The organism is Puniceibacterium sp. IMCC21224 (assembly GCF_001038505.1).
Taxonomy (GTDB): Bacteria; Pseudomonadota; Alphaproteobacteria; order Rhodobacterales; family Rhodobacteraceae; genus Puniceibacterium.
On sequence record NZ_LDPY01000002.1, the window covers coordinates 255,049 to 281,044 of the forward strand.

General features: G+C 60.9%; 25 protein-coding genes. 10 read left to right on the top strand and 15 right to left on the bottom strand.

Annotated elements, in window-relative coordinates:
- The first annotated feature begins 82 nt into the window (after positions 1-82).
- The 5 genes from mmsA to IMCC21224_RS20670 are packed head-to-tail and all read left to right on the top strand — an operon-like array spanning position 83 to position 6,485.
- Positions 83-1,618 carry a multiple monosaccharide ABC transporter ATP-binding protein gene (gene mmsA / locus IMCC21224_RS20650; protein WP_047997464.1) on the top strand — a complete coding sequence of 512 codons (1,536 nt, stop codon included), beginning with the start codon at positions 83-85 and terminating at the stop codon, positions 1,616-1,618.
- The gene (gene mmsB / locus IMCC21224_RS20655) at positions 1,615-2,826 is read left to right on the top strand and encodes a multiple monosaccharide ABC transporter permease (protein ID WP_047997465.1); all 1,212 of its coding nucleotides are present in this window, start codon (positions 1,615-1,617) and stop codon (positions 2,824-2,826) included. Before mmsA ends, mmsB begins: the two co-directional genes overlap by 4 nt.
- 3 nt (positions 2,827-2,829) lie before the next feature.
- The gene (araD1, locus tag IMCC21224_RS20660) at positions 2,830-3,822 is read left to right on the top strand and encodes an AraD1 family protein (protein WP_047997466.1); all 993 of its coding nucleotides are present in this window, start codon (positions 2,830-2,832) and stop codon (positions 3,820-3,822) included.
- A gap of 7 nt (positions 3,823-3,829) precedes the next feature.
- Complete coding sequence (araD, locus tag IMCC21224_RS20665) at positions 3,830-5,572, top strand: L-arabinonate dehydratase (protein WP_047997467.1); 1,743 nt, start codon at positions 3,830-3,832, stop codon at positions 5,570-5,572.
- Positions 5,559-6,485 (top strand): Gfo/Idh/MocA family protein, encoded by a 927-nt coding sequence (locus IMCC21224_RS20670; protein ID WP_047997468.1) that lies wholly within the window; start codon positions 5,559-5,561, stop codon positions 6,483-6,485. Before araD ends, IMCC21224_RS20670 begins: the two co-directional genes overlap by 14 nt.
- A gap of 22 nt (positions 6,486-6,507) precedes the next feature.
- On the opposite strand, the gene IMCC21224_RS20675 is transcribed toward IMCC21224_RS20670, so the two are convergent.
- The 6 genes from IMCC21224_RS20675 to IMCC21224_RS20700 form a co-directional block, all read right to left on the bottom strand.
- Entirely contained in the window at positions 6,508-7,362 is an 855-nt protein-coding gene (locus IMCC21224_RS20675) for a shikimate dehydrogenase (RefSeq protein ID WP_082135371.1), read from the bottom strand.
- Positions 7,359-8,042, bottom strand: coding sequence for a class II aldolase/adducin family protein (locus tag IMCC21224_RS20680; protein ID WP_047997469.1), 684 nt, complete (start codon positions 8,040-8,042; stop codon positions 7,359-7,361). The genes IMCC21224_RS20675 and IMCC21224_RS20680 overlap by 4 nt, the downstream gene beginning before the upstream one ends.
- An 18-nt stretch (positions 8,043-8,060) precedes the next feature.
- On the bottom strand, positions 8,061-8,786 hold the full coding sequence (locus IMCC21224_RS20685; protein ID WP_082135393.1) for a class II aldolase/adducin family protein: 726 nt from the start codon (positions 8,784-8,786) through the stop codon (positions 8,061-8,063).
- Between the two features lie 91 nt (positions 8,787-8,877).
- Entirely contained in the window at positions 8,878-9,996 is a 1,119-nt protein-coding gene (locus IMCC21224_RS20690) for an ornithine cyclodeaminase family protein (RefSeq protein WP_197089270.1), read from the bottom strand.
- On the bottom strand, positions 9,977-10,429 hold the full coding sequence (locus IMCC21224_RS20695) for a tripartite tricarboxylate transporter TctB family protein (protein WP_047997470.1): 453 nt from the start codon (positions 10,427-10,429) through the stop codon (positions 9,977-9,979). The genes IMCC21224_RS20690 and IMCC21224_RS20695 overlap by 20 nt, the downstream gene beginning before the upstream one ends.
- Positions 10,419-11,930, bottom strand: coding sequence for a tripartite tricarboxylate transporter permease (locus IMCC21224_RS20700; RefSeq protein WP_047997471.1), 1,512 nt, complete (start codon positions 11,928-11,930; stop codon positions 10,419-10,421). The genes IMCC21224_RS20695 and IMCC21224_RS20700 overlap by 11 nt, the downstream gene beginning before the upstream one ends.
- Before the next feature lie 215 nt (positions 11,931-12,145).
- On the opposite strand from IMCC21224_RS20700, the gene IMCC21224_RS20705 reads away from it, so the two are divergent.
- From IMCC21224_RS20705 to IMCC21224_RS20720, 4 genes are all read left to right on the top strand, one after another.
- Complete coding sequence (locus IMCC21224_RS20705; RefSeq protein ID WP_047997472.1) at positions 12,146-13,009, top strand: NAD(P)-dependent oxidoreductase; 864 nt, start codon at positions 12,146-12,148, stop codon at positions 13,007-13,009.
- 109 nt (positions 13,010-13,118) lie between these two features.
- On the top strand, positions 13,119-13,694 hold the full coding sequence (locus IMCC21224_RS20710; RefSeq protein ID WP_047997473.1) for a cupin domain-containing protein: 576 nt from the start codon (positions 13,119-13,121) through the stop codon (positions 13,692-13,694).
- A 12-nt stretch (positions 13,695-13,706) separates the two neighbouring features.
- Complete coding sequence (locus tag IMCC21224_RS20715; protein WP_047997474.1) at positions 13,707-14,303, top strand: cupin domain-containing protein; 597 nt, start codon at positions 13,707-13,709, stop codon at positions 14,301-14,303.
- A gap of 72 nt (positions 14,304-14,375) precedes the next feature.
- Positions 14,376-15,581 carry a tripartite tricarboxylate transporter substrate binding protein gene (locus IMCC21224_RS20720; protein ID WP_047997475.1) on the top strand — a complete coding sequence of 402 codons (1,206 nt, stop codon included), beginning with the start codon at positions 14,376-14,378 and terminating at the stop codon, positions 15,579-15,581.
- 52 nt (positions 15,582-15,633) lie between these two features.
- On the opposite strand, the gene IMCC21224_RS20725 is transcribed toward IMCC21224_RS20720, so the two are convergent.
- From IMCC21224_RS20725 to IMCC21224_RS20765, 9 genes are all read right to left on the bottom strand, one after another.
- On the bottom strand, positions 15,634-16,878 hold the full coding sequence (locus tag IMCC21224_RS20725) for an MFS transporter (RefSeq protein ID WP_047997476.1): 1,245 nt from the start codon (positions 16,876-16,878) through the stop codon (positions 15,634-15,636).
- The gene (locus tag IMCC21224_RS20730) at positions 16,875-18,632 is read right to left on the bottom strand and encodes a thiamine pyrophosphate-binding protein (protein ID WP_047997477.1); all 1,758 of its coding nucleotides are present in this window, start codon (positions 18,630-18,632) and stop codon (positions 16,875-16,877) included. The genes IMCC21224_RS20725 and IMCC21224_RS20730 overlap by 4 nt, the downstream gene beginning before the upstream one ends.
- Positions 18,633-18,669: 37 nt before the next feature.
- Positions 18,670-19,185, bottom strand: coding sequence for a hypothetical protein (locus tag IMCC21224_RS20735; RefSeq protein ID WP_047997478.1), 516 nt, complete (start codon positions 19,183-19,185; stop codon positions 18,670-18,672).
- Positions 19,182-19,781, bottom strand: coding sequence for a hypothetical protein (locus IMCC21224_RS20740; RefSeq protein WP_047997479.1), 600 nt, complete (start codon positions 19,779-19,781; stop codon positions 19,182-19,184). The genes IMCC21224_RS20735 and IMCC21224_RS20740 overlap by 4 nt, the downstream gene beginning before the upstream one ends.
- 10 nt (positions 19,782-19,791) lie before the next feature.
- A complete protein-coding gene (locus IMCC21224_RS20745) occupies positions 19,792-20,244 on the bottom strand; it encodes a hypothetical protein (RefSeq protein WP_047997480.1) in 453 nt (150 codons plus the stop codon).
- A gap of 48 nt (positions 20,245-20,292) precedes the next feature.
- The gene (locus tag IMCC21224_RS20750; protein ID WP_053079120.1) at positions 20,293-21,099 is read right to left on the bottom strand and encodes a sulfite exporter TauE/SafE family protein; all 807 of its coding nucleotides are present in this window, start codon (positions 21,097-21,099) and stop codon (positions 20,293-20,295) included.
- Positions 21,096-21,650 (bottom strand): hypothetical protein, encoded by a 555-nt coding sequence (locus tag IMCC21224_RS20755; protein WP_047997481.1) that lies wholly within the window; start codon positions 21,648-21,650, stop codon positions 21,096-21,098. The genes IMCC21224_RS20750 and IMCC21224_RS20755 overlap by 4 nt, the downstream gene beginning before the upstream one ends.
- A 3-nt stretch (positions 21,651-21,653) precedes the next feature.
- Positions 21,654-22,940 (bottom strand): aromatic ring-hydroxylating dioxygenase subunit alpha, encoded by a 1,287-nt coding sequence (locus tag IMCC21224_RS20760; RefSeq protein WP_047997482.1) that lies wholly within the window; start codon positions 22,938-22,940, stop codon positions 21,654-21,656.
- 64 nt (positions 22,941-23,004) lie between these two features.
- On the bottom strand, positions 23,005-24,120 hold the full coding sequence (locus IMCC21224_RS20765) for a cupin domain-containing protein (RefSeq protein WP_047997483.1): 1,116 nt from the start codon (positions 24,118-24,120) through the stop codon (positions 23,005-23,007).
- Between the two features lie 121 nt (positions 24,121-24,241).
- On the opposite strand from IMCC21224_RS20765, the gene IMCC21224_RS20770 reads away from it, so the two are divergent.
- Positions 24,242-25,981, top strand: a complete 1,740-nt coding sequence (locus IMCC21224_RS20770; protein WP_047997484.1) for an ethanolamine ammonia-lyase reactivating factor EutA — start codon at positions 24,242-24,244, stop codon at positions 25,979-25,981.
- Positions 25,982-25,996: the final 15 nt, after the last annotated feature.

Genomic DNA, 25,996 nt, shown 5'->3' on the forward strand with positions numbered 1-25,996 from the left:
GCGCGCGCCAGTCGGCGCACGACCGCAACTTGCCCCCGGACGGAGTGCCGGACCGGGGGCATCCAGTCATTGGAGAGGACCTATGGCCACCATTCTAGAAATGCGCGGCATCACCAAGGAATTTCCTGGGGTGAAGGCGCTCGACACCGTCAACCTTCGCGTTGAAGAGGGCGAAATCCACGCGCTTGTCGGCGAAAACGGTGCGGGCAAATCGACGCTGATGAAGGTGCTGTCCGGGGTCTATCCGCACGGCAGCTATACCGGGGACATCGTCTATGACGGCGCGGTCAAACAGTTCGGCGGTATCACCGACAGCGAAGCCTGCGGCATCATCATCATTCATCAGGAACTCGCGCTGATCCCGCTGCTGTCAATCGCGGAGAACATCTTTCTGGGCAATGAACGCGCGACGCGCGGCATCATCGACTGGCCCGCAACCCAGCGCCGCGCCGCTGAACTGATCCAGCGTGTCGGCCTGCGCGAAAACCCACAAACGCTGGTCGACGATCTGGGTCTGGGCAAACAACAACTGGTCGAAATCGCCAAAGCCCTGTCCAAGAACGTCCGCCTGCTGATCCTGGACGAGCCGACCTCGTCACTGAACGAAACCGACAGCCAAAAGCTGCTCGATCTGCTGGTGGAATTTCGCACCCACGGCGTGACCTCGATCCTGATTTCGCACAAGCTGAACGAAATCTCCAAGGTGGCTGATACTATCACGGTCATCCGCGACGGTGCGGCGGTGTCGCGGCTCGACTGCTCGGGCGGCATTTCAGAGGATCAGATCATCCGTGACATGGTGGGGCGGTCTTTGGATGACCGCTATCCACCGCGCGAAAACCACGCGACCGACACTGTCGCCATGGAAGTCACAGACTGGACCGTGCATCACCCGCTGCATCCGGAACGCAAGGTCGTCGACAAGGTCAGCCTTCACGTCAAAAAGGGCGAAGTTCTGGGCATCGCCGGGCTGATGGGTGCCGGGCGCACCGAACTCGCGATGAGCCTGTTCGGGCGTTCTTACGGGCGCGGCATCTCGGGGAGTGTCAAGATCAACGGCGCCCCGGCAGATCTGTCAAACGTGCGCGCTGCCATTAACGCCGGGCTCGCCTATGCCACCGAGGATCGCAAGACCTATGGCCTCGTCCTCGACCAGACGATCCGGCGCAACGTGCCTCTGGCCAAACTCGAAGAGGTCGCTGACGGCATGATCGTCAACCGCCGCCGCGAGGCCGCAGTGGCAGAGCGCTACCGTTCCCGGTTGAACATCAAGTCAAGCTCGATCGAGCAGGAGACGGTGAACCTTTCTGGCGGCAACCAGCAAAAGGTCGTGCTGTCGAAATGGTTGTTCGCTGATCCCGACGTTCTGATCCTAGATGAACCGACCCGCGGCATCGACGTCGGCGCGAAATTCGAAATCTACACGGTGATTCGCGACCTTGCCAAAGCGGGCAAGGCGATCATCGTGATCTCGTCGGAGATGCCGGAACTGCTGGGCATCACCGACCGCCTGTATGTCATGAACGAAGGCCGGTTTGTCGGAGAAATGCCCACCAGCGACGCCAGCCAGGAAAAGATCATGACCGCGATTATCAAATCCGGGGACCGCAGCCAATGACCGACACAACCAACTCAACGCCGACCGACGCGCAGGACGCCCCCGTACGCGGCGACAGCTTGCGCTTTCTCAAAAATCATCTGCGCGAATACGGCATTCTGTTCGCCCTGATTGCAATCATGGCATTCTTTCAGGTCGCCACCGGGGGCATTCTGCTCAAACCGGTGAACCTGACCAACCTGATCCTCCAGAACTCGTATATCGTGATCATGGCGGTGGGGATGTTGCTGGTCATCGTCGCCGGGCATATCGACCTTAGCGTCGGATCGGTGATGGGCTTTGTCGGTGCGCTGGCGGCGGTGATGATCGTCAACCTTGATGTCCCCTACCCCATCGCTGCGGTGATCTGTCTTGCTGCCGGGGCGGTGATCGGCGCTGCGCAGGGGTTCTGGATCGCCTATTTCCGCATTCCGTCCTTTATTGTCACGCTGGCGGGTATGCTTGTGTTCAAGGGGCTGACGCTCTGGCTGCTGGCCGGACAGTCGGTCGGTCCGTTCCCCGGTCAGTTTCAACTGATTTCATCCGGATTCATCCCCGATCTGTTCGGTGGCGAAGGCTACAATCTGTTTTCGCTGGTGATTGGGGTTATCGTGGCGACAATCCTGCTGGTCCTGGCGGTGCGCAGCCGCCAGGCGCAGGCCAGAACCGGGACACCCGAAGAACCCTTTGCCTTCTTTGCCGCCAAGAATGGGCTGATCTTTCTTGCGCTGATCTACATGAGTTGGCTGATGGCCGATTTTCGCGGCCTGCCCAATGTGTTCATTGTCATGGCGCTGCTGATCGCGGTCTATTCCTTTGTCACCAGCCAGACCACCATTGGTCGGCGGATTTATGCCATTGGCGGCAATGAAAAGGCCGCGTCGCTGTCAGGCATCAACTCTCGCCGCCTGGTGTTCCTGACTTTTGCCAATATGGGGATGCTTGCCGCGTTGGCCGGGTTGGTGTTTGCCGCCCGGCTCAACACTGCTACCCCAAAGGCCGGTATCGGCTTTGAGCTGGACGTGATTGCCGCAGTGTTCATCGGCGGCGCGTCGATGTCCGGCGGCGTCGGCACTGTGGTCGGGGCCGTGATTGGCGCCTTCATCATGGGCGTGATGAACAACGGCATGTCGATCCTGGGCATCGGCATCGACTGGCAACAGGTGATCAAGGGTCTTGTGCTGCTGGCGGCGGTGATCTTTGACGTCATGAACAAAAAGAAAGGCTGAACAATGCTGCTCTCTCAATACAGAACAGTTGCAGGCGGGATTCAGGTTGTCGCACGCTCGGGGACCGAGGCCTATGATGTGCGCACCGACCAGTCGCTCCATGAACTTGCGATGGCCTGCGCCACAGACGGCAAAAGCCTGAACGACATGGTACAGTCGCTTGGCCTGAACGGCGCGGTCGACCTGGACCGGCTGTACGCCGAGGGGCGGCTTTTGAACCCGATCTCGCATCGCGATCCGGCGCATATGCACCTGACAGGAACCGGCCTTACGCACCTTGGGTCTGCCGCGACGCGATCCTCGATGCACGAACGGGCGCCAGAGGACGAAACCGACTCGATGAAGATGTTTCGTATGGGTGTCGCGAATGGCAAACCCGCCGGAGAGCTGGCAGGCGTGCAGCCAGAGTGGTTCTACAAAGGCACCGGTTCCGCGCTGATCGCCCCCGGTCAGCCGCTTTGCAGCCCCGGCTTTGCCGAGGATGGCGGCGAAGAGCCTGAAATTGCCGGCATCTACGTCATTGGTCCGGACGGCACCCCGTTCCGCATCGGTTTTGCGCTTGCCAATGAATTTTCGGATCACGTGATGGAGCGGCAGAACTACCTATATCTTGCGCATTCCAAACTGCGCCCCTGCTCGCTTGGGCCCGAGTTGCTGGTCGGCGATTTACCCGCCAGCGTGACCGGCACCAGCCGGATCCGGCGCGGCGACAGCGTCCTGTTCGAAAAGCCGTTCCTGTCGGGCGAGGCGAACATGTCCCACACCATTTCCAACCTCGAACACCACCACTTTAAATACGCCATTTTCCGTCAGCCTGGCGATGTGCATGTGCATATGTTCGGCACGGCAACCTTGTCCTTTGCGGATGGGGTCAGACCGCAGGATGGCGACGTGTTTGAGATCGAGGCCCCTGATTTTGGCCTGCCCCTGCGCAACCCGCTGGCCTGGACCCGTGGTCCGTCGCCAGAAACGCGCATCAATATCCGAACCCTGTGAGGCATCCATGACGTTTGAACCCGCCTCGTGGCCGCGCCGCCTGCGTTCGCAGGATTGGTACGGTGGCACTTCGCGCGACAATATCTACCACCGGGGCTGGCTAAAAAATCAGGGCTATCCGCATGACCTGTTCGACGGTCGCCCGGTGATTGGCATCCTCAACACTTGGTCGGACCTGACCCCCTGCAATGGCCACCTGCGCGAGCTGGCAGAAAAGGTTAAGGCCGGGATCTGGGAGGCGGGGGGCTTTCCCCTCGAAGTGCCGGTCTTCTCCGCGTCTGAAAACACGTTTCGCCCGACAGCGATGATGTATCGCAACCTTGCGGCCATGGCGGTCGAGGAATGTATGCGCGCGCAGCCGATCGACGGTGCCGTGCTGCTTGTCGGTTGTGACAAGACCACGCCATCGCTGATCATGGGGGCCGCCAGCACCGACATTCCGTCGATCGTCGTCACCGGCGGGCCGATGTTGAACGGCTGGTTCCGGGGCGAACGGGTCGGGTCGGGCACAGCCCTGTGGCAGATGTCCGAGGACATCAAGGCCGGCAAGATGACGCAAGAGGATTTTCTTGAGGCCGAACAAGCGATGAGCCGCTCTTCGGGCACCTGCAACACCATGGGCACCGCCTCGACAATGGCCTCCATGGCCGAGGCGCTTGGCATGGCGTTGTCGGGCAATGCCGCGATTCCGGGTGTCGATGCGCGTCGCCGAGTGATGGCGCAACACTCTGGCCGGCGCATCGTCCAGATGGTCAAGGACGACCTGAAACCGTCGGACATCATGACCAAACAGGCATTTGAAAATGCTATCCGCACCAATGGTGCCATTGGCGGGTCGACCAACGCGGTGATTCACCTGCTTGCCATGGCGGGCCGGGTCGGCGTTGACGTGACGCTTGAGGATTGGGACCGGCTGGGCCGCGAGGTGCCGACCATCGTCAACCTCATGCCCTCGGGCAAATATCTGATGGAAGAGTTCTATTATGCCGGCGGTCTGCCGGTAGTGCTGAAGCGGCTGGGCGAAGCCGGGATGCTGCACCGCGACGCGCTGACCGTGTCCGGCGCGACCGTCTGGGACGAGGTCAGCACTGCCGTCAACTGGAACGAGGATGTCATCCTGCCGGTGGACAAGGCGCTGACGCAATCGGGCGGGATCGCGGTGCTCAGGGGCAACCTCGCGCCGCGCGGTGCGGTGTTGAAACCCTCGGCCGCCAGCCCGCACTTGATGCAGCATCGCGGTCGCGCGGTCGTGTTCGAGGATATCGACGACTACAAGGCCCGCATCAACGACGACGCGCTCGATATCGACGAGACCTGTGTGATGGTGCTGCGAAATTGTGGCCCCAAGGGGTATCCCGGCATGTCCGAGGTTGGCAATATGGGTCTGCCACCCAAAGTGCTTAAGAAGGGTATCACCGATATGGTCCGACTCTCGGACGCCCGGATGTCTGGCACGGCCTATGGTACGGTGATCCTACATGTGTCGCCCGAGGCCGCAGCAGGCGGGCCGCTGGCGGTGGTGCAGTCCGGTGACATGATCGAACTCGACGTCGCCGCGCGGCGGCTGCATCTGGATATTTCCGATGCTGAGCTGGCCGCGCGACTAAAGGCGTGGATTCCAACCGTCGACGCCCCCAAAAGCGGATATGCCCATCTGTTCGTAACGCATGTCGAGGGCGCCGACACCGGTGCGGATTTCGATTTCCTAAAAGGATGCCGCGGAAACGAGGTGCCACGTGACAGCCACTAAAATCGCCATCATCGGTGTCGGTAAAATCGCCCGCGACCAGCACGTGCCTGCGCTGGCGGACGACGCCCGGTTTGATCTGGCCGCCACGGTCAGCAGCTCTGGCGGGCTGGTCGGGATCGAAAACTTTGGCAGCATCGCAGCGCTTTTGGCCGCGCGTCCTGATATCCCGGCGCTGTCGTTGTGTATGCCGCCGGTGCCGCGCTTTGCCGCAGCGCAGGCGGCGATTTCGGCGGGTCGCCACGTCATGCTGGAAAAACCCCCCGGCGCCAGCGTCGCAGAAGTGCTGCGGCTGCGCACGATGGCCGATGCGGCGGGCGTGACGCTGTTCGCGACCTGGCATTCACGCTACGCCACTGGCGTGGCCGCTGCCCGCGCCTGGCTGGCACAAAACCCACCACGCCGCGTCCGCATCGACTGGAAGGAAGATGTGCGAAAATGGCATCCCGGACAGGGTTGGATTTGGGAACCCGGTGGGTTGGGGGTGTTTGATCCCGGCATCAACGCCCTCTCGATCCTGACCGAGATTCTGCCGACCCCGGTACATTTGACTGCCGCCACTCTGTCGTTCCCGGAAAACCGCGCCACCCCGATTGCCGCAGAACTGGCGTTCACCGGCGCGGATTCATTGACTGTCACCGCCGATTTCGACTGGCGTCATGGTCGCAAAGAGCTATGGCAGATCGAGGTAGAGACCAACGCGGGCATCCTGTGCCTGTCCAACGGCGGCGCGACGCTCACGATTGATGGGCGCGATCAGGTGGTCACCGGCCCCGGCGAATACCCGGCGCTGTATGATCGCTTTGCCGGCCTGCTTGAGTCTGACGCCAGCGATGTGGATGCCGAACCGCTGATCCACGTCGCTGATGCCTTTATGCTGGGCCGTCGTGTCGTGGTTGACCCGTTTCCGGACTAGGACAGACCTGGTCGAGCGCTGGTCACAAGCCCGGGTCACCGCCAAGACTGCGTTCCATCCTGTGCCGCAATTCGGGCGTGATCTCGGGGGTCAGGTCGAACCACGATTGCCATGCGGCGGGCCCCTGATGCATCAGCATCCCAAGCCCGCCGACAGCGGTGTTTCCCCGCGCACGGGCCGCCTGGACAATCCCGGTTACAAGCGGCGTGTAGACGATGTCAGCAACCACCGCGTTTGGATCGAGGTGTTCGAGAGAAAGGTCAAGTTCAGGCTGAGCAACCATCCCGCAGCTGGTTGTGTTGACCACAGTCGCGGCACCCTGCAGCGCCGTATGACGCTGTTCCCAATCGAGTACGGTGATCGGGCCTCCCAGCGCGTGGGCGACATCCTCTGCCCGCGCACGGCTGCGGTTGACAAGCCGGATCTGGGGCACATTTTCCTGCATCAGTGCATGACAGATCGCCCGCGCGCCACCGCCGCCGCCAATCACCACCGCCGGCCCGGCGTCACCGCGCCATTCGGGCGCCGAAGCGCGTAGGTTAGAGAGAAAACCCCGCCAATCGTTGTTGGTGCCAAACAGGGTGCCATCCTTGCGAACCACAATGCAGCTTACCGCGCCGATTTTTGCGGCTACCGGGTCAAGCTCATCGACGAGCTCCATCGCGCGTTGTTTATGGGGGATCGTGACATTGACCCCTGCAAAGCCAAGCGGATGCAGGCCGCGCAAGGCCGGTTCCAGCTGATCGGGCGGAATTTCAAGAAAGAGGTAAGCCCCTTCGATGCCCTGCTGTTCCATCCAGTGACCGTGCATCAACGGCGACAGCGAATGCATCACCGGATAGCCCATCACCCCGGCAAGCGCGTATTTGCGGCTCACGTCCTATCCTCCAGCTTGGCCGCGAAATGATCCCAGGTGCGCTGGAACAACTTGGCATTGCGCAATTTGGTCTTGGCGGCGGCGCATTCGACGTGGCTAAAGCTGTAGGGCTGGCCGATTTGGAGCGCCATATATTGACGGCGGGCGTTCTCTTCGAGGTAGGTCATCAACACAAACGCTTCGGTTATATCGCCGCCGACAGTCACTGCGCCATGGGATTTCATCAGGGCTGCAGGGCGGTCCGTCAGCGCGCAAACAAGCCGGGCTGACATCTCTGGCGAATTGATGGAATCCGGCGTGTCAAGAACCGGAACCGGATACAGCAGCGCGCCCTGTGCAAAAACGGGAGCATAGGGGTGGCCAGTCATGCTCAGATAGGTCGACCATTGCGGGTGCGCGTGGATCACCGCATCGACCTCGGGGCGCGCTTTGTAGATCCCGGCGTGAAGGTGAAATTCCAACGGCGGGTTTCCCGCGCCCTCCAGCAGGTTCCCGTCCAGATCAACTGTGCAGATATCCGCGGCGGTCAGGCGGCTGCGCTGCGCTGAGCCGACATTGATGAACATCCGATCACGTCCAGCACGAATGCTTGCGTGGCCGTTGTAGTCGATGATACCGCCCCGCTCTAACATGCGCAGGCAAAGGGCAAGCTCAGCCTTGGGATCTTTGGTATCGCTCATGTGGTCTCCTTGGGTATGTTACCAGCCGGTTTCGGCGCGGATCTCTTGGCGCCACAGATCCCAGGCCCGCAGGCCTGCCGTCTGGTTGGGTTGATCGGCCAGCGCCCCCTCTTCGGGGCTAAGGGCTGCAAGCGGGCCACCTCCAGCCAGAGCGTGGCTCCAATGTTGAATCCGGGCGCTGACTTCGGTGTAGACGGCTCGGAATACGGCAGTTTGCAGAGTCGGGCCGCACGCAATAGAGCCATGGGCGCGCATCAGCGCCACGTCCTTGTCACCCAGTGCCTCGGCCAGCGCGACGCCTTTGGTACAGTCGCAGATCAGCATGTCGGTCGCCCCGAACCTGTCGGAAATATCAAAAACCGGCACACCCTGGGCCAGAAATGCGGCGTTGTGAAACATCGCCTGCATCGGTGTATCCGTCACACCAAACGGGATGACCGACGGCGAATGACTGTGAACCACGGCGCAGATGTCCGGGCGGGCACGATAGATTTCGCCGTGAATGTACCGCTCAAGAAAGCCCTTGGGCGCGGTCGTCTCGACCGCCTCGCTGTCGGAACCATAAACAACGATGTCCTCCGGCGTCACCAGCGCTGGCGCCAGAGCACGCGACATCAGGAACCGGTCCGGCGCAGAGGGGTGCCGCATTGAGACATGGCCAAAGCCATCCACCACGCCACGGGCGGCGAGGATGCGTGCGGCGGCGGCGAGATCGGCGATGATGTTGTCTGACACGTGCTGCATCAGACACTCACCCATGGCAGGCTGCGCACGCAAACGGCGCAGAACCGTCGTTGCACGGTGGCATATTGAAATGTGGTCACTGTGGGCATTCCTAGTTGCGGATATTCTGAAGAAACCATTCGTCGGGCAACTCGTGCCCCAGGTTGGCAGCACGGGCCGCTTCGTAAACCCGCGCGGCGACGGCATAGAACTGGGCCCCTTGCAGATTGCCGCGTTCAGACCACGTGATCTGAGCGTCGCTGGTGCGTCCGGGTTTTTCGCCGCGGATCAGTTCGTCCAGCGTGACGCGTTTATCAGGAAGCATGTTGCCGTGGGCGCGTTTCTTGTTGCCAACCGTGGCGCCGGGGGCGCGGGGCCGCCAGGCGAGGTATTCGTCATCCAGCGTTTCGTGGCCGTCGGGGGCGGGCGCATCCCCCATCCGCAGGTAAGTATCGACCCGCTCAAGTGTGCGGGTATCGGGCAATCCACCGCCGCCGATATTGACAACATGGGTTCCCCGCTCAAGCAGGTCACCGTTCAGCACAGGCTGGGCGGCATCCGTCAGCGCCGCAACGATGTCGGCCCCGCGATATATCTGTTCCGGGCTGTCGCAGACCACGGTTTCGATACCATGACGTTCCGCCATACGGGCGGCAAAGGCGTCGCGGTTGGCCTGTGTCGGGCTGAACACCCGAAGCTTGCGGATCGTTGGCCGCGCCTCGATAAAGGACAACATATGGGTGTCCGCCATACCACCCGAGCCGAGCATCCCCACAACTTCTGCCCCCTCGCGGGCCATATATTTGACACCGATCCCACCATCACCCCCAACACGCATGTGTTGCAGATTGCCATCGTTGATAAAGGCAAGCGGCAGACCGGTTTCGGCGTCAATCAGAAAGATGATGCCGCAGAACTGGCCGGGGTGACCGCAATACTTCTCTTGGGTGCGGGTGCCGTCCGGGGCGGTCTGGTGATAGATCACGTCGGATTTCATCCGAATAGCGAAATAGCCACCAGCCGACCCGCCCTCCATCGTACCCCAGCGGTACATCCTGTCCGGGTCCGAGGTGGGCAGATTTACATCAATCCGTGGGCGACAAGCCACGGTGCCGCGGGCAACGCCAAGATAGCTTTGTTCCAGCGCGGCCATCGTATCGCGCATGGTCAACAGCTTGTGAACGGTTTCATTGTCGATCAGCAGCATGATTTCACCCCAAAAGCGGGCCAAGAATCAGCCCCTCGAACAGTGACAGGCCAAGAAGCCAGATGAAGACGCCCCAGAGCACAAGAAAGGTGCCGGCGGCGGCAAAGAGAGCGGCGCGCCAGCTTTCGCGACTGGAAATCCGGATGAACGCCCCGACAAGCAGCGGCCCACCGACCACAAAACCCAGCGAAAGCAGGACCACCATAAAGGCGGCGAGCCAGGCAAACACTTCGGTTTCTGATCGCCCGCCCTCGGTTTCCTCGATCAGCACAGTGGGGGCGATGCGCGGACGGAACAGGTCGATCGCCAGTTGCACGCCGCACAGGATCGCGCCCGGGATACCGATGAGCAGAGGCATGAACGCAGCCTTTGTCGGCAGCCCTATGGCGAGGACACATGCCGTGGCAAACAGGGCGAACATGATGAGGGAAATCAGGCTGCGGCCATCAAATGTCATGGTGAATCTCCCGACCTTTGGGTGCGGTGCGTTGACGCCAGATGTAGGCCCCGACGGTCAGCACGATCATAGCGATAAAGACCAACGACAGCGGGCGCAGGAAAAAGGTCGGGCCCCAGATTGCCAATGCCTTGTGAATCGAATCCTCGGCGATTGAGCCAAGCACGAGACCGATCACAAACGGCGGGCGGGGCCAGCCATATTTCTTGAGGAAGTACCCAAGCACGCCTATCGCGGTGAGCAGGCACATGTTTTCCCACGAGGATTCCGACAGGTAAGCTCCCAGATACGCAAGGACCAGCACAAAGGGGATCAGCAGCGCACCGCGCACATAGACCAGCAGCGAAAATGCCGGTGCCATCGCCAAGAATACAAAAACCGAGAGAAAGTTCGCCAGCGCCAGCGCCCAGATCAGCGACCAGACAAGGTGCATGCCGGTCAGCGCGATATGTGGTCCCGGCTGAATGCCAAGCATCACAAACGCCCCCAGCAGGATCGCCATACCCGAGGAACCGGGGACGCCGAAGAACAGCGTCGGCAACAGCGACCCGCCCTCTTTGGAATTGTTAGCGGTTTCCGGGGCGATCACGCCGCGCACGTCACCTTTGCCAAAGTTTTCCGGATTCTTGCAGGTTTGCACCGCGTGGCCATAGCACAGCCAGCTTGCCGCATCGCCGCCCAGGCCAGGAATCGCCCCGATGGCCGCCCCGATAATCGATGTCCGCACCGTAAGCCAGGGATGGCGGAACACGTCGCCGATCCCCTGTAGCACCTGGCGAAAGTCATAGCCGGCCATTTTGCCGGTAACGCGCGAAATTGCCCCGCCTTTGACCCCGAGCGATAGCATTTCGGGGATCGCAAACAGGCCAAGAACGGCAGCGACGATATCAACGCCTTCCCAAAGCCAGAGTTGATCAAAGGTAAACCGTTGCGACCCGGTGTGCGGATCAAGGCCGACAAGTGACACCATAATGCCAAGAAACCCGACGGCGATGCCTTTGGTCAGGCTGCTGCCCGACAACATCGCAATAAAGGTAATCCCGAAAAGCGCCAGAAGAAAGAATTCAGCTGGTGAAAAGGCCAGCACCACTGGCTTGAGCACCGGCAGCATCGCCGCGAGGAACAGGGCGCCAATCACGCCGCCAACGCCCGATGCGCCAAGGGACGCGCCCAACGCGCGCCCTGCCTCGCCGCGTTGGGCCATCGGGTAGCCATCAACAATGGTGGCGGCGTCCGGCCCGGTTCCGGGCACGCCAAACAGGATCGAGGGTACAGAGCCGCCGGTGTGCACAACCGCGTGCATCGCCAGCAGAAAGACCGATCCTGCCAGCGGATCCATCCCGAAGACAAAGGGAATCAGCAGCACGATACCAAGTTTACCGCCCAGCCCCGGCACCGCCCCAAAGAACATCCCTATCGGAATTGCGAGCAGGATGAGCCCCATCAAATAAGGCGATGTCAGTATCTCAAACAGTGGTCCGAATGCTGCCTGGAATTGCATATGGAGAATCCTCCCTACGCATCTTGGGGGTCGGCAGATGCCGCGACGCACCGACCCTCCCGTGACGGTGTCCCTGCAAAATGCGCTCGGCTTACCTAAGCGTGGGTCAGACCGCTAGCAAACCAATAATGGACCGATGTTCCGCAATATGAAACGACATTGCATTCCTGAAGCTCACGCGACGCGCTAGCATATCCATAACAGGGGAGGATGAAATGAAAGTTGGATTTGCAGGAGTTGGCGCGATGGGTGCCGCGATGGCCGGCCACGTTCTGAGGGGCGGCCACGGAGTACTGGCCTATGACCCCGATGACGAAGCGCTGCGTCTTGCCGCCACGGGCGGTATTCGTGCCGCAGGTGATCTGAGCGAGCTTGCGGCCAACTGCGAGGTGATCATCGTGATGGTTGCCAATGACGCCCAATCGCGCAGCGTGACCGAAGAAATCATCGGCGCATCCCCCGCGCCCGGCACCACCATCGTGGTCGCGGCCACCAACCATCCCAAAACGATGATTGATCTTGGCGTGCTTTGCGGCGCTGCCGGGTTGCGATTTGTCGACGCGCCGGTGTGCTACGGCCTTCAGGGGGCGAAAGACGGCACACTGATTTCGCTCTGCGGCGGCGCAAAGACAGATGTCGATCACATTACGCCTGTGCTGGAATGTTACTCGCGCAGCGTCGAGCATCTGGGCGGGCATGGCTGCGGCCAGTTGGGCAAGACCTGTAACAACATGATGCACTGGGCCGCCTGCGTGGCGAATTACGAGGTGCTGGCCCTAGCGCGCAGTTGTGGGATCAATGCACAGTCGATGCGCGAGACCCTGCTGAAATGCCCGGCACGCAACACCACATTGGAACGCTGGGACACCACCCGTTTCACTTGGCACCAAAAGGACATGGATGTCGCATTGGAGCTAAGCCAGCAGGCCGGGTTGCCACTGCCGCTTTTTGGCCTGGTCGATCAGCTGGTCAAACGGCTTGGCCCTGACCGTGTGCACGAACTTCTTCACGAGGGCAGCGCCGAATACCTCGGGCTGCCGATTGCCGACCAAACGTTGGACGAGGTGTCGAAACGCTAAGCCAGATTGATGCGCGCTGCGATCATTTCCCTTATGCGGAACGCTGTGCCATTGACGGGAACCGATCAGGCTCCCTATTCTGAAATCCAACTGAACAGGGAGGAGCCGGATGTCAGACGCGGATAACGAGGCAGGCGTTGGCCACAACAGCGGCACGAAAGAGAAAGTTGTCTGGGAGCGCTGGACCAAAAAGCGCACCTTTGTACGGGCTCTCGAAGGCACCTATGGGCAGCTCAAGGAAGAGCTGTACAACCAGCCACGCGTGTATCGCACCAGCGATCTCAAGTGGAAGGGCGGGCCGCATAACTTTGGCAAAAAGGTCATCAACCCGCAGGCCAACAAGATCGCCCAGTCGATCGAGGCCCACGTGGACGCATTCGCGCCCAAGGGGTATGGCCAGATCCACGGCCACATGAATTCGGCCGTGTTTTTTGTGCTCAAGGGTAAGGGGCACGATATTCACGACGGTCGCAAGATTCCATGGGAGGCCGGCGACGCGCTAATCGTCGAAAATGCCTGTGTTCACCAGCACCTCAACGACAGCGACGACGAGACATTTGTCCTCGTCCTCAAGGCTAAGCCGCTGTTTTTGTTCATGCACATGATCTTTCAGAAAATGGTGCAATTCCCACCCGAAGAGCCGGTGCCCGGCCACGAAGACTACGCGCCGCCGGCGCATCTGTAAGGGAGCAGAGATATGGGACTTGATCCGACGACATTTGCCGATGACATTGAACGCCAGCGTTCGAAATCCAGCGGCCCCGAGGTAAGCTTTTACAAAGAGGCGCTGGAAGAGAGCCAGCGGTTCCGCAAGGAATACGATGACCGCGTAAACGTGGTGAAATGGGACGACATGCCCATGGAGCGTTCCGCGGACGGGCTTATCAAGCACGTCATCAACGAACGGATGAACACCAAGGAATGCTGCATCGACATCTACATGCAGTTCCTTGCCGCCGGTAAGGCCACGGGCACCAGCCGACACCTGTCCGAAGAACTGGCCTTTGTGATCGAAGGCACCGGGCATGATCTGCATTTCGACGTGCAGTTCGAATGCAAGGTCGAGTTCGAGTGGACTTGGGACACAACGCCAAAAACCTACGACTGGGGCCCCGGCGATTTCATCTATGTGCCGCCCTATGTGGCGCACAAACGCGTAAACACATCCGATATCGAAGCCCGCATCATCGTGTGCAACAGCCGCGTGATGAAGGCCATCGGGCTGGACTGGTTCGACCAACTTGAACCGGCAGAAGGCTTTGAGGATGTCTGGGTTCCCCCGGCGGACGAATAATCCTCCGGGGTGACAAGGCGCAGGAGGGGGTCGTACTGGCCCGCTCCTGTGTGCACACTAGGGAGGAATACCATGAAACGCATTTTGGGCGCGATTGCGCTCGCCTTGACAGCGGCGATACCCGCCGGCGCGTCGGAATATTTCGACGGTAAAACAGTGACCTACATTGTATCGACCAATCCAGGCGGCAATTACGATGCCTATGCCCGGCTGGTCGGGCGCTACCTCGGCGACAAACTTGGCGCCGACAAGGTGATGATCAAGAACGTTAACGGCGCCGGGCATATTATCGGCACCAACACGCTATATGCGTCCAAGCCGGACGGCTACACCATCGGCACTTTCAACACCGGGCTGATCTATGCCCAGATCCTCGGCCGAGAGGGCGTTGCCTTTGACCTCAGCAAGATGGAGTGGATCGGCAAGGCGTCATCAGATCCGCGGGTACTGGTGTTGTCCAGCAACTCGGGGTTCGATAGTTTCGAAGCCCTGAAAGCCACCGACAAGGTCACGCGTTTTGCCGCGTCCGGCATCGGCTCTGCTGCGTTTACCGAAACCAAGATGCTGGCCGATGGTCTGGATCTGCCGATCACCCTGATCCCGGGCTATCAGGGCAACGCCGGCGAAATGGCGATGCTGCGCGGCGAGGTCTCTGGCCAGCTGGCCTCGCTCTCGTCGATTCAGTCGTTCATTGATGCGGGCAACGGCTTTGTTGCCATCGCGGTAGGCGGTGCCGAGGAACCAAAAGCGATGGACTATGCCCAAACCGACAAGGCAAAATCCATCATCAGCCTGATCGACGCGATGTCGACGCTGGGCCGTATGACCGCCGCCCCTCCGGGCACTGACCCGGCGGTCGTGGAAGAGTTGCGCGATGCCTATATGGCGGTGATGGAAGACCCTGATTTTCTGGCCGAGGCCAAGAAACTGGGCTTGCCGATCGAACCGACACGGGGCGATGAGGTGGCGACCCTTGTGCAAGCGGCGCTGAAGCAGAGCCCAGAAACCGTCGCCATCATCTCATCGGCCCTCGACGTAGAAATTCCGACCGTGAGCGTGTCGAGCGAGATCATCTCGCTGGAAAACAAGAACAAGGTCGTCGGTTTCAACAGTGATGAGGGCGGGGCTACCGGCGAAGTATCCGGCTCGCGCACCAAGGTCATGGTAAATGGGTCCGAAGCTGGCCGAGGAGATCTGGCCGTGGGGATGGCGTGCGAGTTTGAATACAACCCCGACACCAGTCCTGTCGAGTTTGCTGCGGTCAACTGCAAAGGCTGACAGCTAGCCTATCGCGTACTGGGGGCGCCTTGTCGGCGCCCCTTTTTTGACCTCAACTTTCTTGTAGCAGGCTGCGAATGCGGCGCAGATCAGGAAAGAGCCGCGCCCAAAGGCCCACCACAACCAACGTCCCGACCCCGCCAAGGGCCACTGCGGCCACCGGCCCGATAAAGGCAGCCATTGTACCAGCGCGAAAGCCGCCAAGCTCGTTGGAGGCTCCAATAAAGACCTGATCCACCGCATTGACGCGACCGCGCAGTTCATCGGGCGTCCAAAGTTGTATCAAAGTACCACGAATGTTGACGCTGATCATATCCGCGGCCCCCATCATCGCGAGCATAAGCACCGACAACCAGACAATTTCGGACAACGCAAAGACCAGCGTGAAAGCTCCGAAAGCGGCAACGGCGATGAACATCACCACACCGGCCCGGTCCTTGATCGGGCGCATAATCAGGAAACTCCCCATCAGGATAGCCCCTATGGCCGAAGCCGAGCGCAGCATCCCAAGCCCGGCTGGACCCACATCCAGCACATCGCGGGCATAGACTGGCAACAGCGCCACAGCTCCGCCCAGCAACACCGCAAAAAGGTCGAGAGATAGCGCCCCCAGCACCACAGGGTTGGACCCGATGTAGCTAAAGCCGGCGCTGAGGGTCTTCCAATTGGTCAGGGCAGTGGATTTCTTCTGTGCCGGCTTGGGGATCGACAGCATCAGCACCGACGCCGCAAGCAGGCAGATCACCGTGGCGCCATACGCCGCGACCGGGGAAATCCCATAGAGCAGACCGCCCACAACCGGACCACAAATCGTCGCCGTCTGATTACCAGTGGTGATAAGCGCAACAGCGGTAGGCAGATCCTTGGGCGGCACAATGTTAGCCGCAAGCGCCTGACGTGCCGGGTTGTAGAACGCCCGCGCGGCGCCAAAAACCGTGATAAGCGCAAAGATTGGCCAGACCACCCCCGGATCGCTTTGGGTGTGGATGACCAGACCCACGGCGCAGACGCTCATCACCGCCAGGGCAACACCCAGGATCATCCGACGCGGCAACCGGTCCGCGACCGACCCCGTCACCAGCACAAGCGCCAGCGCCGGGGCGAATTGCGACAACCCGACCAGACCAAGGTCGAGCGGGTTGCGGGTGATGTCATAGACCTGCCACCCGACCGCAACTGTCTGGATTTGCTGGGCGAACCCGGCAAGTATCAACGCACACCAGTAGCGCGAAAACCCCCGATGGCGGAACGCGCTGAAACGCTCGCTCCGCGCAGATCGGGGGGCTGCGTCGCTCACCTGTGCCGTGTGATCACATCGACAAGCGCGGGCTTGCCGGATTTCACGATCTCAAGCGCGCGTGCCACCGCCGGTCCAACTTCGGCCGGGTCCTCGATCGGGCCTTCGGCCCAGACGCCCATGCCTTTGGCGATGGTGGCAAAATCGGGTTCCGGGTCAAAGATGTCCATGCCGATATGCGCCTTGCCCTCATCCGTGCCCCGCATCCGCGCCATGCGGATTTGGTGGTGCCAGTCGTTATAATATGCGCGGTTGTTAAACATCACGATCAAGAGCGGAATTTCATGTTTGGCGGCGGTCCAGAGGGCCCCTGCATCATACATCAGGTCGCCATCAGGCTGAAAGGTCACAACAACCTTGTCCGAATTCTTGTGCGCCAGCGCAACCCCAAGGCCCATCCCAATTTGCGTCGAAGTCCCAAGAGCTTTGCCAGGATGACGGTGCTCTTTGTCGAAATCCCACAGCTTACGGGTCCATTGCCGCAGCGTGCCTGCGGCCAGCACCCAGTCTTCGTCCTTGATCACCTCGTAGACCTCTTCGGCCAGCCGGGCGGTGGTCAGCGGTGAGGCGTCGCGCTCAATCTTTGCCTCTTCTTTCCAGCGGGCAAAGTTGGCGGCGCTGATAGCGCCAATGCGGGCCTTACGTTCCGCGATCCGGGCCGCAAGTGCCGGGTCCGCGTCGATCCGCGCCTGGGCGATCCGGGTCATCTGCGGCATCACCAGACGCGGATCGCCAAGCGCCGACAGGGTCTTGGGCAAATAGCGTCCATAATCGAGCGACCAGGAGCCAATGCCGGTTTCGTGGAAACCAACATCCATCCACAGGCAATCTTCGCGCAGATAGCTGCTGAGCTTGCGGTTGGTGCTGTCGAGTTTGGCAACCGCTTTTTCCCAATCGGTGACATCCAGCGCAAGGATCGCATCAGCCTGACCAAGGCTTGCGGTGTCCATCGATAGCGACAGCGGGTGTTTGTTGGGAAAACAAAGCGCCGAGTTCACGTCCCAGACCGCAACGCCCAGGGTTTCGGCCAGCGTTACCAGCTTGTCAAAGTTACCCGGATGGCGGCCGGTGAATTCGGCCATGATATAGGGGAAATCGGCGGCCAGCAGTTTGTCAACAATCTCGGTGATCACCGTCTCGTCCGCCGCCATCGGGGCGGGTGCCTTCATCATCGCCGGATTGATCGGCGGCAGGGTCTTGGTCAGCGGTTTTTCCTGCAACATCGCGTCGTAGCACAGGTACGTCGGGCCGGCGGGTTCGGTCACCATCGTGGAATAGGCGCGCATAAAGCTGTCGGGTACGCCTTCGATATCATGCGGCTGATAGTCGAACTTGGTAAAGTTGCGCACCGCGTCACCCTGACTTTGCGCGGTGTGGTGCCAGTCCGACCGCGGGCGGCGTTTGCTTTCGTCCATTGGACCGGTCGCGCCAAGGATGAACACCGGCGCGCGGTCGGTGAAGGCATAGTAGACCGCCATCTGGCCATGCAACAGACCAACCAGATCGTGCAGGATACAGGCCATTGGTTTGCCAAGCGCCTTGGCATAGCCGTGCGCGATCTGAACGGCGGTCTCTTCGTGCTGGCAAACCAGCATCTTGGGTTTGTCCTCGCCGTAATTCACAAGGCTGTCGTGCAGACCCCGGAACGACGCGCCGGGGTTGATCGCGATATATTCGAAATCATAGGCCTGAAGCAGATCGACGATCACGTCGGATTGATATTTCTGGTAGGTTGTCTTTGAGCCATCGGCCATTGTGGGTCCTCCCCCTTTTGCCCGTTTTGGTCCGGTCTCACATCGGGTCGGGCGCCCCGAATGAGGTGATGAGGCCTGCGAGCATCGCCAGCACCCCCGCAAACAGCGGAAGCACCAGTACTGACGTCACGCGCAGGCGAAAAAATGAGCCCCCCAAAAGCGGCAGTTCGTAAATCAGGATGCGATGCGCAGCAAAAAGGCTCCATGAGGTGATGAAAGTGATGATCGCGGCCGGTGCAGCCCCGGCTTTGGCAAAGATCGCGGCGATGGCAAAGGCGATCACCGGGCCAGCCGGAATGAGCAGCCCGGTGGCCGCCGCCACGGGCAGCGCGAGCAGTCCGGCGTCCGGCCCCATGAAACCCGATATTGTCTCTTTCGGGATCAGCTCGGCAATAAATCCTGCCGCAACGAGGGCGCAGAGCATGCGGGGCACCAGTTTGGAAAATTGTTCACAGAACCGCATTCCCACCGCCTCAAAGTCGGTTCCGGCACGGATGGCCAGCAGGATCAACACCATCAGCAGACCGACAAGGGCGATAAATCCGCCGTTCATGCTTTGACCCGGCCCGGGCCGTCCTCTTCCTTGAGTTTCATTTCAAACGGCAGGCGACGGGCAATTAGGCCGGCAATGATCGGCAGCGGCAAGGTGATCAGGATGCGAAACAGGGCAAATTCGGTGCCCATGAACGGCAGATCCCAAACCAGCACACGCTGAAGGCCCAGCATTGCCCAAGCCGAGATATAGGCCACCATCGCCCCGCGATCCGCGCCGGAAACACCAAGAACGGCAAGCAACGCATAGGCCGATGACGGGCCGCCGGGGGTGACAGTCCCGGCGATCGTGGCGATGATCAGACCCTTGATACCGGACTCGGTCCCGACCAGCGCCGATATCTTGTCGCGTGGCATCAGGAACCAAATCAGTGCGGCGATCGAAAGCGCAACACAAACCCGAGGCAGAAGTTCGAGGACAAGGCCACCATCGCGACCAAGCGCATGAGAGAATGCTTCGGGCCCGCGGATCAGGTAACAAGCGCCGCCGGTAAGCACAGCAATGCCAAGAAAGCCCCAAAAGCTGGCCCCGAACCCGTCGATCAGGACGGCGCGCCTCCAGCTGCGGTTGGATAGAAATCCGAAACGGAGCGCCATACCGGCCCCCTCAGTGTCGGTGGGCGCTGGGGTCGCCCTCGTGATGATGGCCGTGATCGTGGTGGTGATGATCGTGGGCCGAGGCGCTGGCCTGTTCGGCAGCGACCTGCGCCCCGTCGCTATGACCATCCGTCAACGACGAAATCGTTGCGCGAAACAGATCTGCCTCGGGGGGGAGATGCCCAGCGAGGTGCCCCGCGAGCCGAGCCAGGGCAATTGCCTGGCAGGCCAGCGCATCTATCGCCTGGTCATCATCAGCGCCGGCGATCCCAGCGAACGCACGGGCTAGTCCGTCGCGATAGATCGCATCCATATAAGCTGCGCGCCCGCTTTCGGTTTGAAGCGCCTCGGGTGCGCTTCCAGCCGCTGCAACTGGTGTGACACCTTGCTCGCGGGCAATTGTGCGAAGACGGTCTTGCAATTCGCCACCAATCGCCGCCTGTTCGTCGATTTCACCGCACATGACCTGTCTCCTCCCAGAGTGTGTCGCTTGGTCAAAAGACCCGCCGTTTCAGAACAACGCCATTCCACCGAAACTTTCGTAGGCCAGTGCGCTGCCGATTGTGACCGCAAGTGTGCCGATCGCCACAGTGGTGACGCCCTGCATCCATGCCGCGCTGCGCTGGAGCCGCTCCAGCGGCCAGGATGCCAGCGTGGTAAGCGCGGTCATCCCCAACATGGTTCCCAGCCCGAAGGCGGCGAAATACCCGATAGCCTCGCCAGTCGAATCCGCAGTTGCGACCGCCAGCACCACAAGGCTGGCCGACCCCGCCGCCCCATGCACAAGGCCTATCCCAAGGGTCGCCATGCCGCCGCGACGGTGCTTGTGCGCGTGCCTGGCCTCGGCATGGTTTTGCGGATCCCCGGCGTGGCTGTGCAGGTGGACGTGCTGCGCCTGTCCGTGGTTGTGAACATGCAGGTGAATACGCTCGCTGCGCAGTTTCCAGAGCACCCGCAGTCCAAGCCCAACAATCATCACACCGACCGTAAATTCCAACGCCGCTTCGAGCTGACCAGAAATGGTAAGCCCAAGCAACACAACCGAGGTACAGATCACCATGAGCGCAAGAGTGTGCCCAAGACCCCAGAGCGCGCCCCGAGCCGCCATCGCCCTGCGCGGTTCGCGCCGGTTGATCATCGCGGCAACAGCGGCAAGATGGTCACCATCCAGCGCATGCGCCAATCCCAACAGCACGCCAAGAGAAAAAAACGATGCGCCCCCTGCCCCGCCAAGAAGCGCGGTATCCTGAACATGGGCGCAAGCAGCGCCCGCGGCCATCATCGCCATTGCAAAGGCGGGAACAAACAGCCGCCTCATGCGCGTAACGCCGTCAGCATCGCGGGGATGAAATCATCATCCCGCGCCACAACCAGAACCGTGGCAAAGCGGCGCATCGAATTCACCGCCCGATCCACCGAACGGTCACTGGCCCCTTTGGCCAGCGCAAGGCCCGCACACATGATCTTGCGATGATAGGCCTCTCGCGCAATCACTTCTGCTGCGCCTTCGTTGTCGCCATTGGTGGCCAGCAGCACCACAACATCCGCGCCCTCCAGTTCGTCACCCAACGCCGCCTGAGTGCCATCGGGATGCGCCAGCGGAAGATCCTTGGCATCGGTTGCCTCTGGGTCCACCGGCGTGGCATTGGCGAGCGTCAGGAAATGCGCGCCGTTCCAAGGATCTTCGGTAATCCCATACATCGCCTCTGCCGCGCCGCCATCAAGCGCAAAGATCCGCGAAGCACGGGTGCGCGAGTTGGGGTATTGGATGCGAAACCGGGCCTCCTCCGCCGTGGTAGCCCGCGCGCAGCTTGCCCCCAGTGTCGGATGATTGGCATCAAAAAACAGGTCGCGGATGTCGGTTGTCATGCGTTACACCGACGTCTGTTTGACGCCGGGGCGCACGGTGAGGTCTTCCATCATTGCATCCTTGAACGGCTGGTCGGCGGGCAGAACCCGCGCGGCAGAGCGCACCATTTGATGCGCCGTATCGCGCCCCGGTGGCAGTGTGCCCTTGTCCCGGAGGGCTGTGACCGCTTTGCGCAGGCGGTGGCGGGCCATGATGATGCCGTTGTCGGTCGAGACGAGGTTTTCGCGCGTGCGATCGACAATCGGCCCCATGCTTTCCTGCAACGACGCGTCCTGCATTGCGATGCCCCAGACGCCAGAGAACGTCTCGCCCCGCTTTTGCGCCTCGCGGTCCATCTGGTAGTCGTTGTCCTTGTTTTGCAGCGGTCGAAAGCTGCCGGGGACGTATTGGTTGTGGACGCCGTAGCCGTCGATCATCGCCTGCCGCTCGGTCGTGGTGAGGGCGCGGGTGGGATGGTAGTCGAATGACCAGGCCCAGCAATTCTCGTCGTCGATCGGCACCCAGAAATGGCCATGCACCGGATGGTCGCCACGCGGCGGCACCATCGAAAAGCTTGGCATAACCCAGGGCGTGACGCGCCAGTAATACTGGTCATTCTCGGCCATTCGACGCGCACCGATCATCAGCCCGCCGTCGCTTTCGACCACTTCAAAGACCGGTTTCTTGTCATTCTGATTGTATTGGTTGCCTTTGGCGCCTTTGAACAGCGGATCGGTTCCCAGGCTGCCGGAGTGCAGCCAAGACACGTGCGAGCTGTCGATCCCGCCCTCAAGCGCCTGCAACCAGTTGCTTTCCTGCCAGCGTTTCGAGGTATAGGTCTGTTCGGCGGGAACGGTGGCGAATTCCCACGCGGGTTCAGGCGGGCGGTTTTCCTTGTCGCCCATATGTGTCCACAGGACATCACCGATCTTGATCAGCGGATAGCCCTTGAGCTTGATTTTGGTGCAAAAGCCGGATTCTTCGGCTTCGGAAGGAACGTCGATGCATTGGCCGGTATAGTCATATTTCCAGCCATGGTAGGGGCAGCGCAGGCCCTCTTCCTCGTTGCGACCGAACCACAGCGACACGCCGCGGTGGGCACAGAACTCGTCGATCAGGCCATAACGGCCTTTGCTGTCACGAAAGGCGATCAGCCGTTCACCCAGCAGTTTCACGCGCACGGGCGGGCAATCGTCTTCCGACAGTTCCGACGCCAGCAGCGCCGGAATCCAGTAATTGCGGAAAAGGTCACCCATCGCGGTTTCGGGCCCGGTCTGGGTGAGCAATTCGTTGACTTCCTTACGAAGCATCGGCTCCTCCTTTGGCAGGCGCCGCAACGGCGCCCTTAGCTAGTTTGATATGCGCATCACCGGATCAGGATTTCGGCGGGAGATCGGGGATCTCGGCCTCATATGCGCGGTCCATTTGCGGCGTCAGGCCGTTGGTGGCAAGCGCCTCGGCAAACATCGAACGGACCTCTTGTGACTCGTCGGCATAGTCGATCTGATCGCCGCCGATCCGCTGCGAAATCCACGCCTTGGGCACGCCCTGCGCGTTGCGGATGGCGACGCCTTCGTATTTGAAGGCGAGGTAGCGGGCCGGGGTCTTGCCGGTGTTGAAATGCTGGTGATACCACATGTTGGGTGGCACGATCATGCTGCCGGGCTTCCATTCATAACGCTGCGGCTCGGACCCTTCGGGCCACATCAGGCTGAAACCTTCGCCAGACAGGATGATCACATGCGCGCCCGGGCCGTGGCGGTGGCATTTCTTGTAGGTGCCAACCGGGAACTGGCTGATGTGGCTGTTCATCGAACATTTCGCCAGCTGGAACCGGATGTGACCGCCGCCGGCACCGCGTTCCTTGGCTTCGATCAGCGGCAGATTGACCGCGTCGGCGACAAAGTTCGTTTCCATCATCAGGCCGTTCTGTTCGCCCTGATCGGCGAAATACTCGGGCTCACCGTTGAACCGGCCCTCGAAGTTGAAGGATGTACCGAACAGGAACTCGGGATCTTCGAAAACGTTCATCAGGGGCGGCATGTTGGTCACGGACACAAAACGCGCCGGTTCGCTGCCCGAGCCGTTGAAGTGCTGATGCTGCGCGTTCAGCGGGATGCCAAAGATCGCGCCCGGGCCCCATTCAAAGCTGACTTTGCTACCCTTGTCGTCCCAAACCACGGTCGACCCGCGACCGGACAGGATCAATATCGTCTCTTCAAAAAGTTGGCGGTGGGGGGTCAGCTTGCTGCCCGGCGGGATCTCCATGACGTAGCAGTCATTGGTAGTGCGGCTGGCATCATGGTTTATGAACACCGCATTGCCGCCGCGACGGGCCCAGGGCTTCAGCTCGACCTCGTGCAGCGAGGGCACATAGGTGCCGCTGATGATGTCCAGGCCCTCGGCCGCAACAAAGCGGGTATAGGGCGTTTCCTTCTCGGTCTTGAACTTGTCGGCAAGCTTGTCTGACACGATGGCATGCGTGTTCATGGGTGATTTTCCTCCAGTAAATGCGCCGCCTCTCGGGGCATCATTTTTTCCATTGCAATCACGATACGTCAGCGGCTAGGGTGTCGTCAATGGACCGATGGTCCATATAGAGGAACACTGAATGGCCGACGAAAAGAAATCACCACGCCACACGATCGACGACCATATGTTCGGCGAGTTCTATGCGCACGAGCATGGCCCGGACGCCGATCACGAACATGACGACATCGACCCCGGCCCGCTTGAGGAAAATCCGATCTGGCAACGCGACAATGTTGCGCTGACCAGCGTTGGCATCGACATCGGGTCGTCGGGGACGCAGGTGATCTTTTCGACAATTCATTTGCAACGCGTCGCCAGCAGCCACGCCTCGCGCTATGTCATTGTTGATCGCAAGACGGCCTATGAATCTCCGGTCGCCTTTACCCCCTATGACGGGGAAACCGAAATCGACGCCCGTGCATTGGGCGAAATCATCGACAACGCTTATGCTCAGGCGGCAGTGCGCCCCGCAGATATCGACACCGGCGTGGTGATCCTGACCGGCGAAGCGCTGCGGCGCGAAAACGCCGAAGCCATTGCCGAGATCGTCGCGCAGAAAGGCGGGGATTTTGTCACAGCGACTGCCGGCAACCATATGGAAGCGATGCTTGCCGCCTATGGATCAGGCGCTGCTAAGGCCAGCCATGATGGCCAATGCAAAATTCTTAACCTCGATATCGGCGGCGGCACCACCAAGATGGCGTTGTGTGAGAATGGGCAGGTGCGCTGGACGGCAGCGTTGCATGTCGGCGGACGGCTGATCGCGACCGAGGATGGACATGTCAGCCGCGCCGAGCCGGTCGGCCGCCATCACGCCCGCGCCGCCGGGATCGAGCTTGAGCTGGGCAGCCCCTGCCCGCCCGACGCGCTCGCCCGGATTGCCGCCCATATGGGGCGGATTCTTGTTGCTGCGGTTGCGACCCGGCCGATGCCGCAGGACGTGGCAGAACTGTTCCTGACCGACACGCCAGACTCGATCGAGGGGCTTGCTGGGGTGATGGTTTCAGGCGGGGTTGGCGAATACGTCGCGGAACGTGAAAGCCGGGATTTCGGCGATCTTGGCTACCATTTGGGGCCCGTCCTGCGCGCGCATATCGACTCCGGTGACTTTGGCGCGCCACTGATCGAGGCCGCGGCCTGTATTCGGGCAACCGCCCTCGGCGCTTCGGAATACTCGGTGCAGCTCTCCGGGCAGACGTCGACTATCACCTCGCCGGGTCGCATATTGCCGCGCCGCTCGATGCAGGTCCTGAAGCCGGGGATTGATCTGATGACCACCCCCGCAGCCGATGAGATTGCGCGCGTCACCCGCGCACATTTCGAGGCGTTTGACCTTAGACCCGACGCGGATGAGGTGGCTCTGGCCTTTGAATTCAACGGCGCGCCCGACTATGCCTCAATTCGGCGCCTTGCCGATGGGATCGTCGCTGCGATGCGCCCGCGCCTTGATGGCGGGCATCCGCTCTATGTGATGATCGACGGCGATATCGCCCAGACTCTGGGTGGCATCCTGCGCGATGAACTGAAGCTTCCGAACGATTTGCTGGTCCTCGACGGATTGTCGCTACGGGATTTCGACTATATCGACCTTGGCAAGATCCGCCTGCCGTCATTTACAGTGCCGGTGACAGTGAAATCGCTGCTGTTCTCAGAAGACCCCCGTGGACCCAGACGACAAGAGCGCATACAGTTCCAGCCACCCGAGCAAGGCCATTCCCAGCCGCACGGACATACCCATGACCATAGTCACGGACATGCGCACCATCACGGGACAGTCCCGGCGCAGGATTCCGGCCCCAAGGGCGGCACGCAGGGATGACCTATTTCGCGTCAA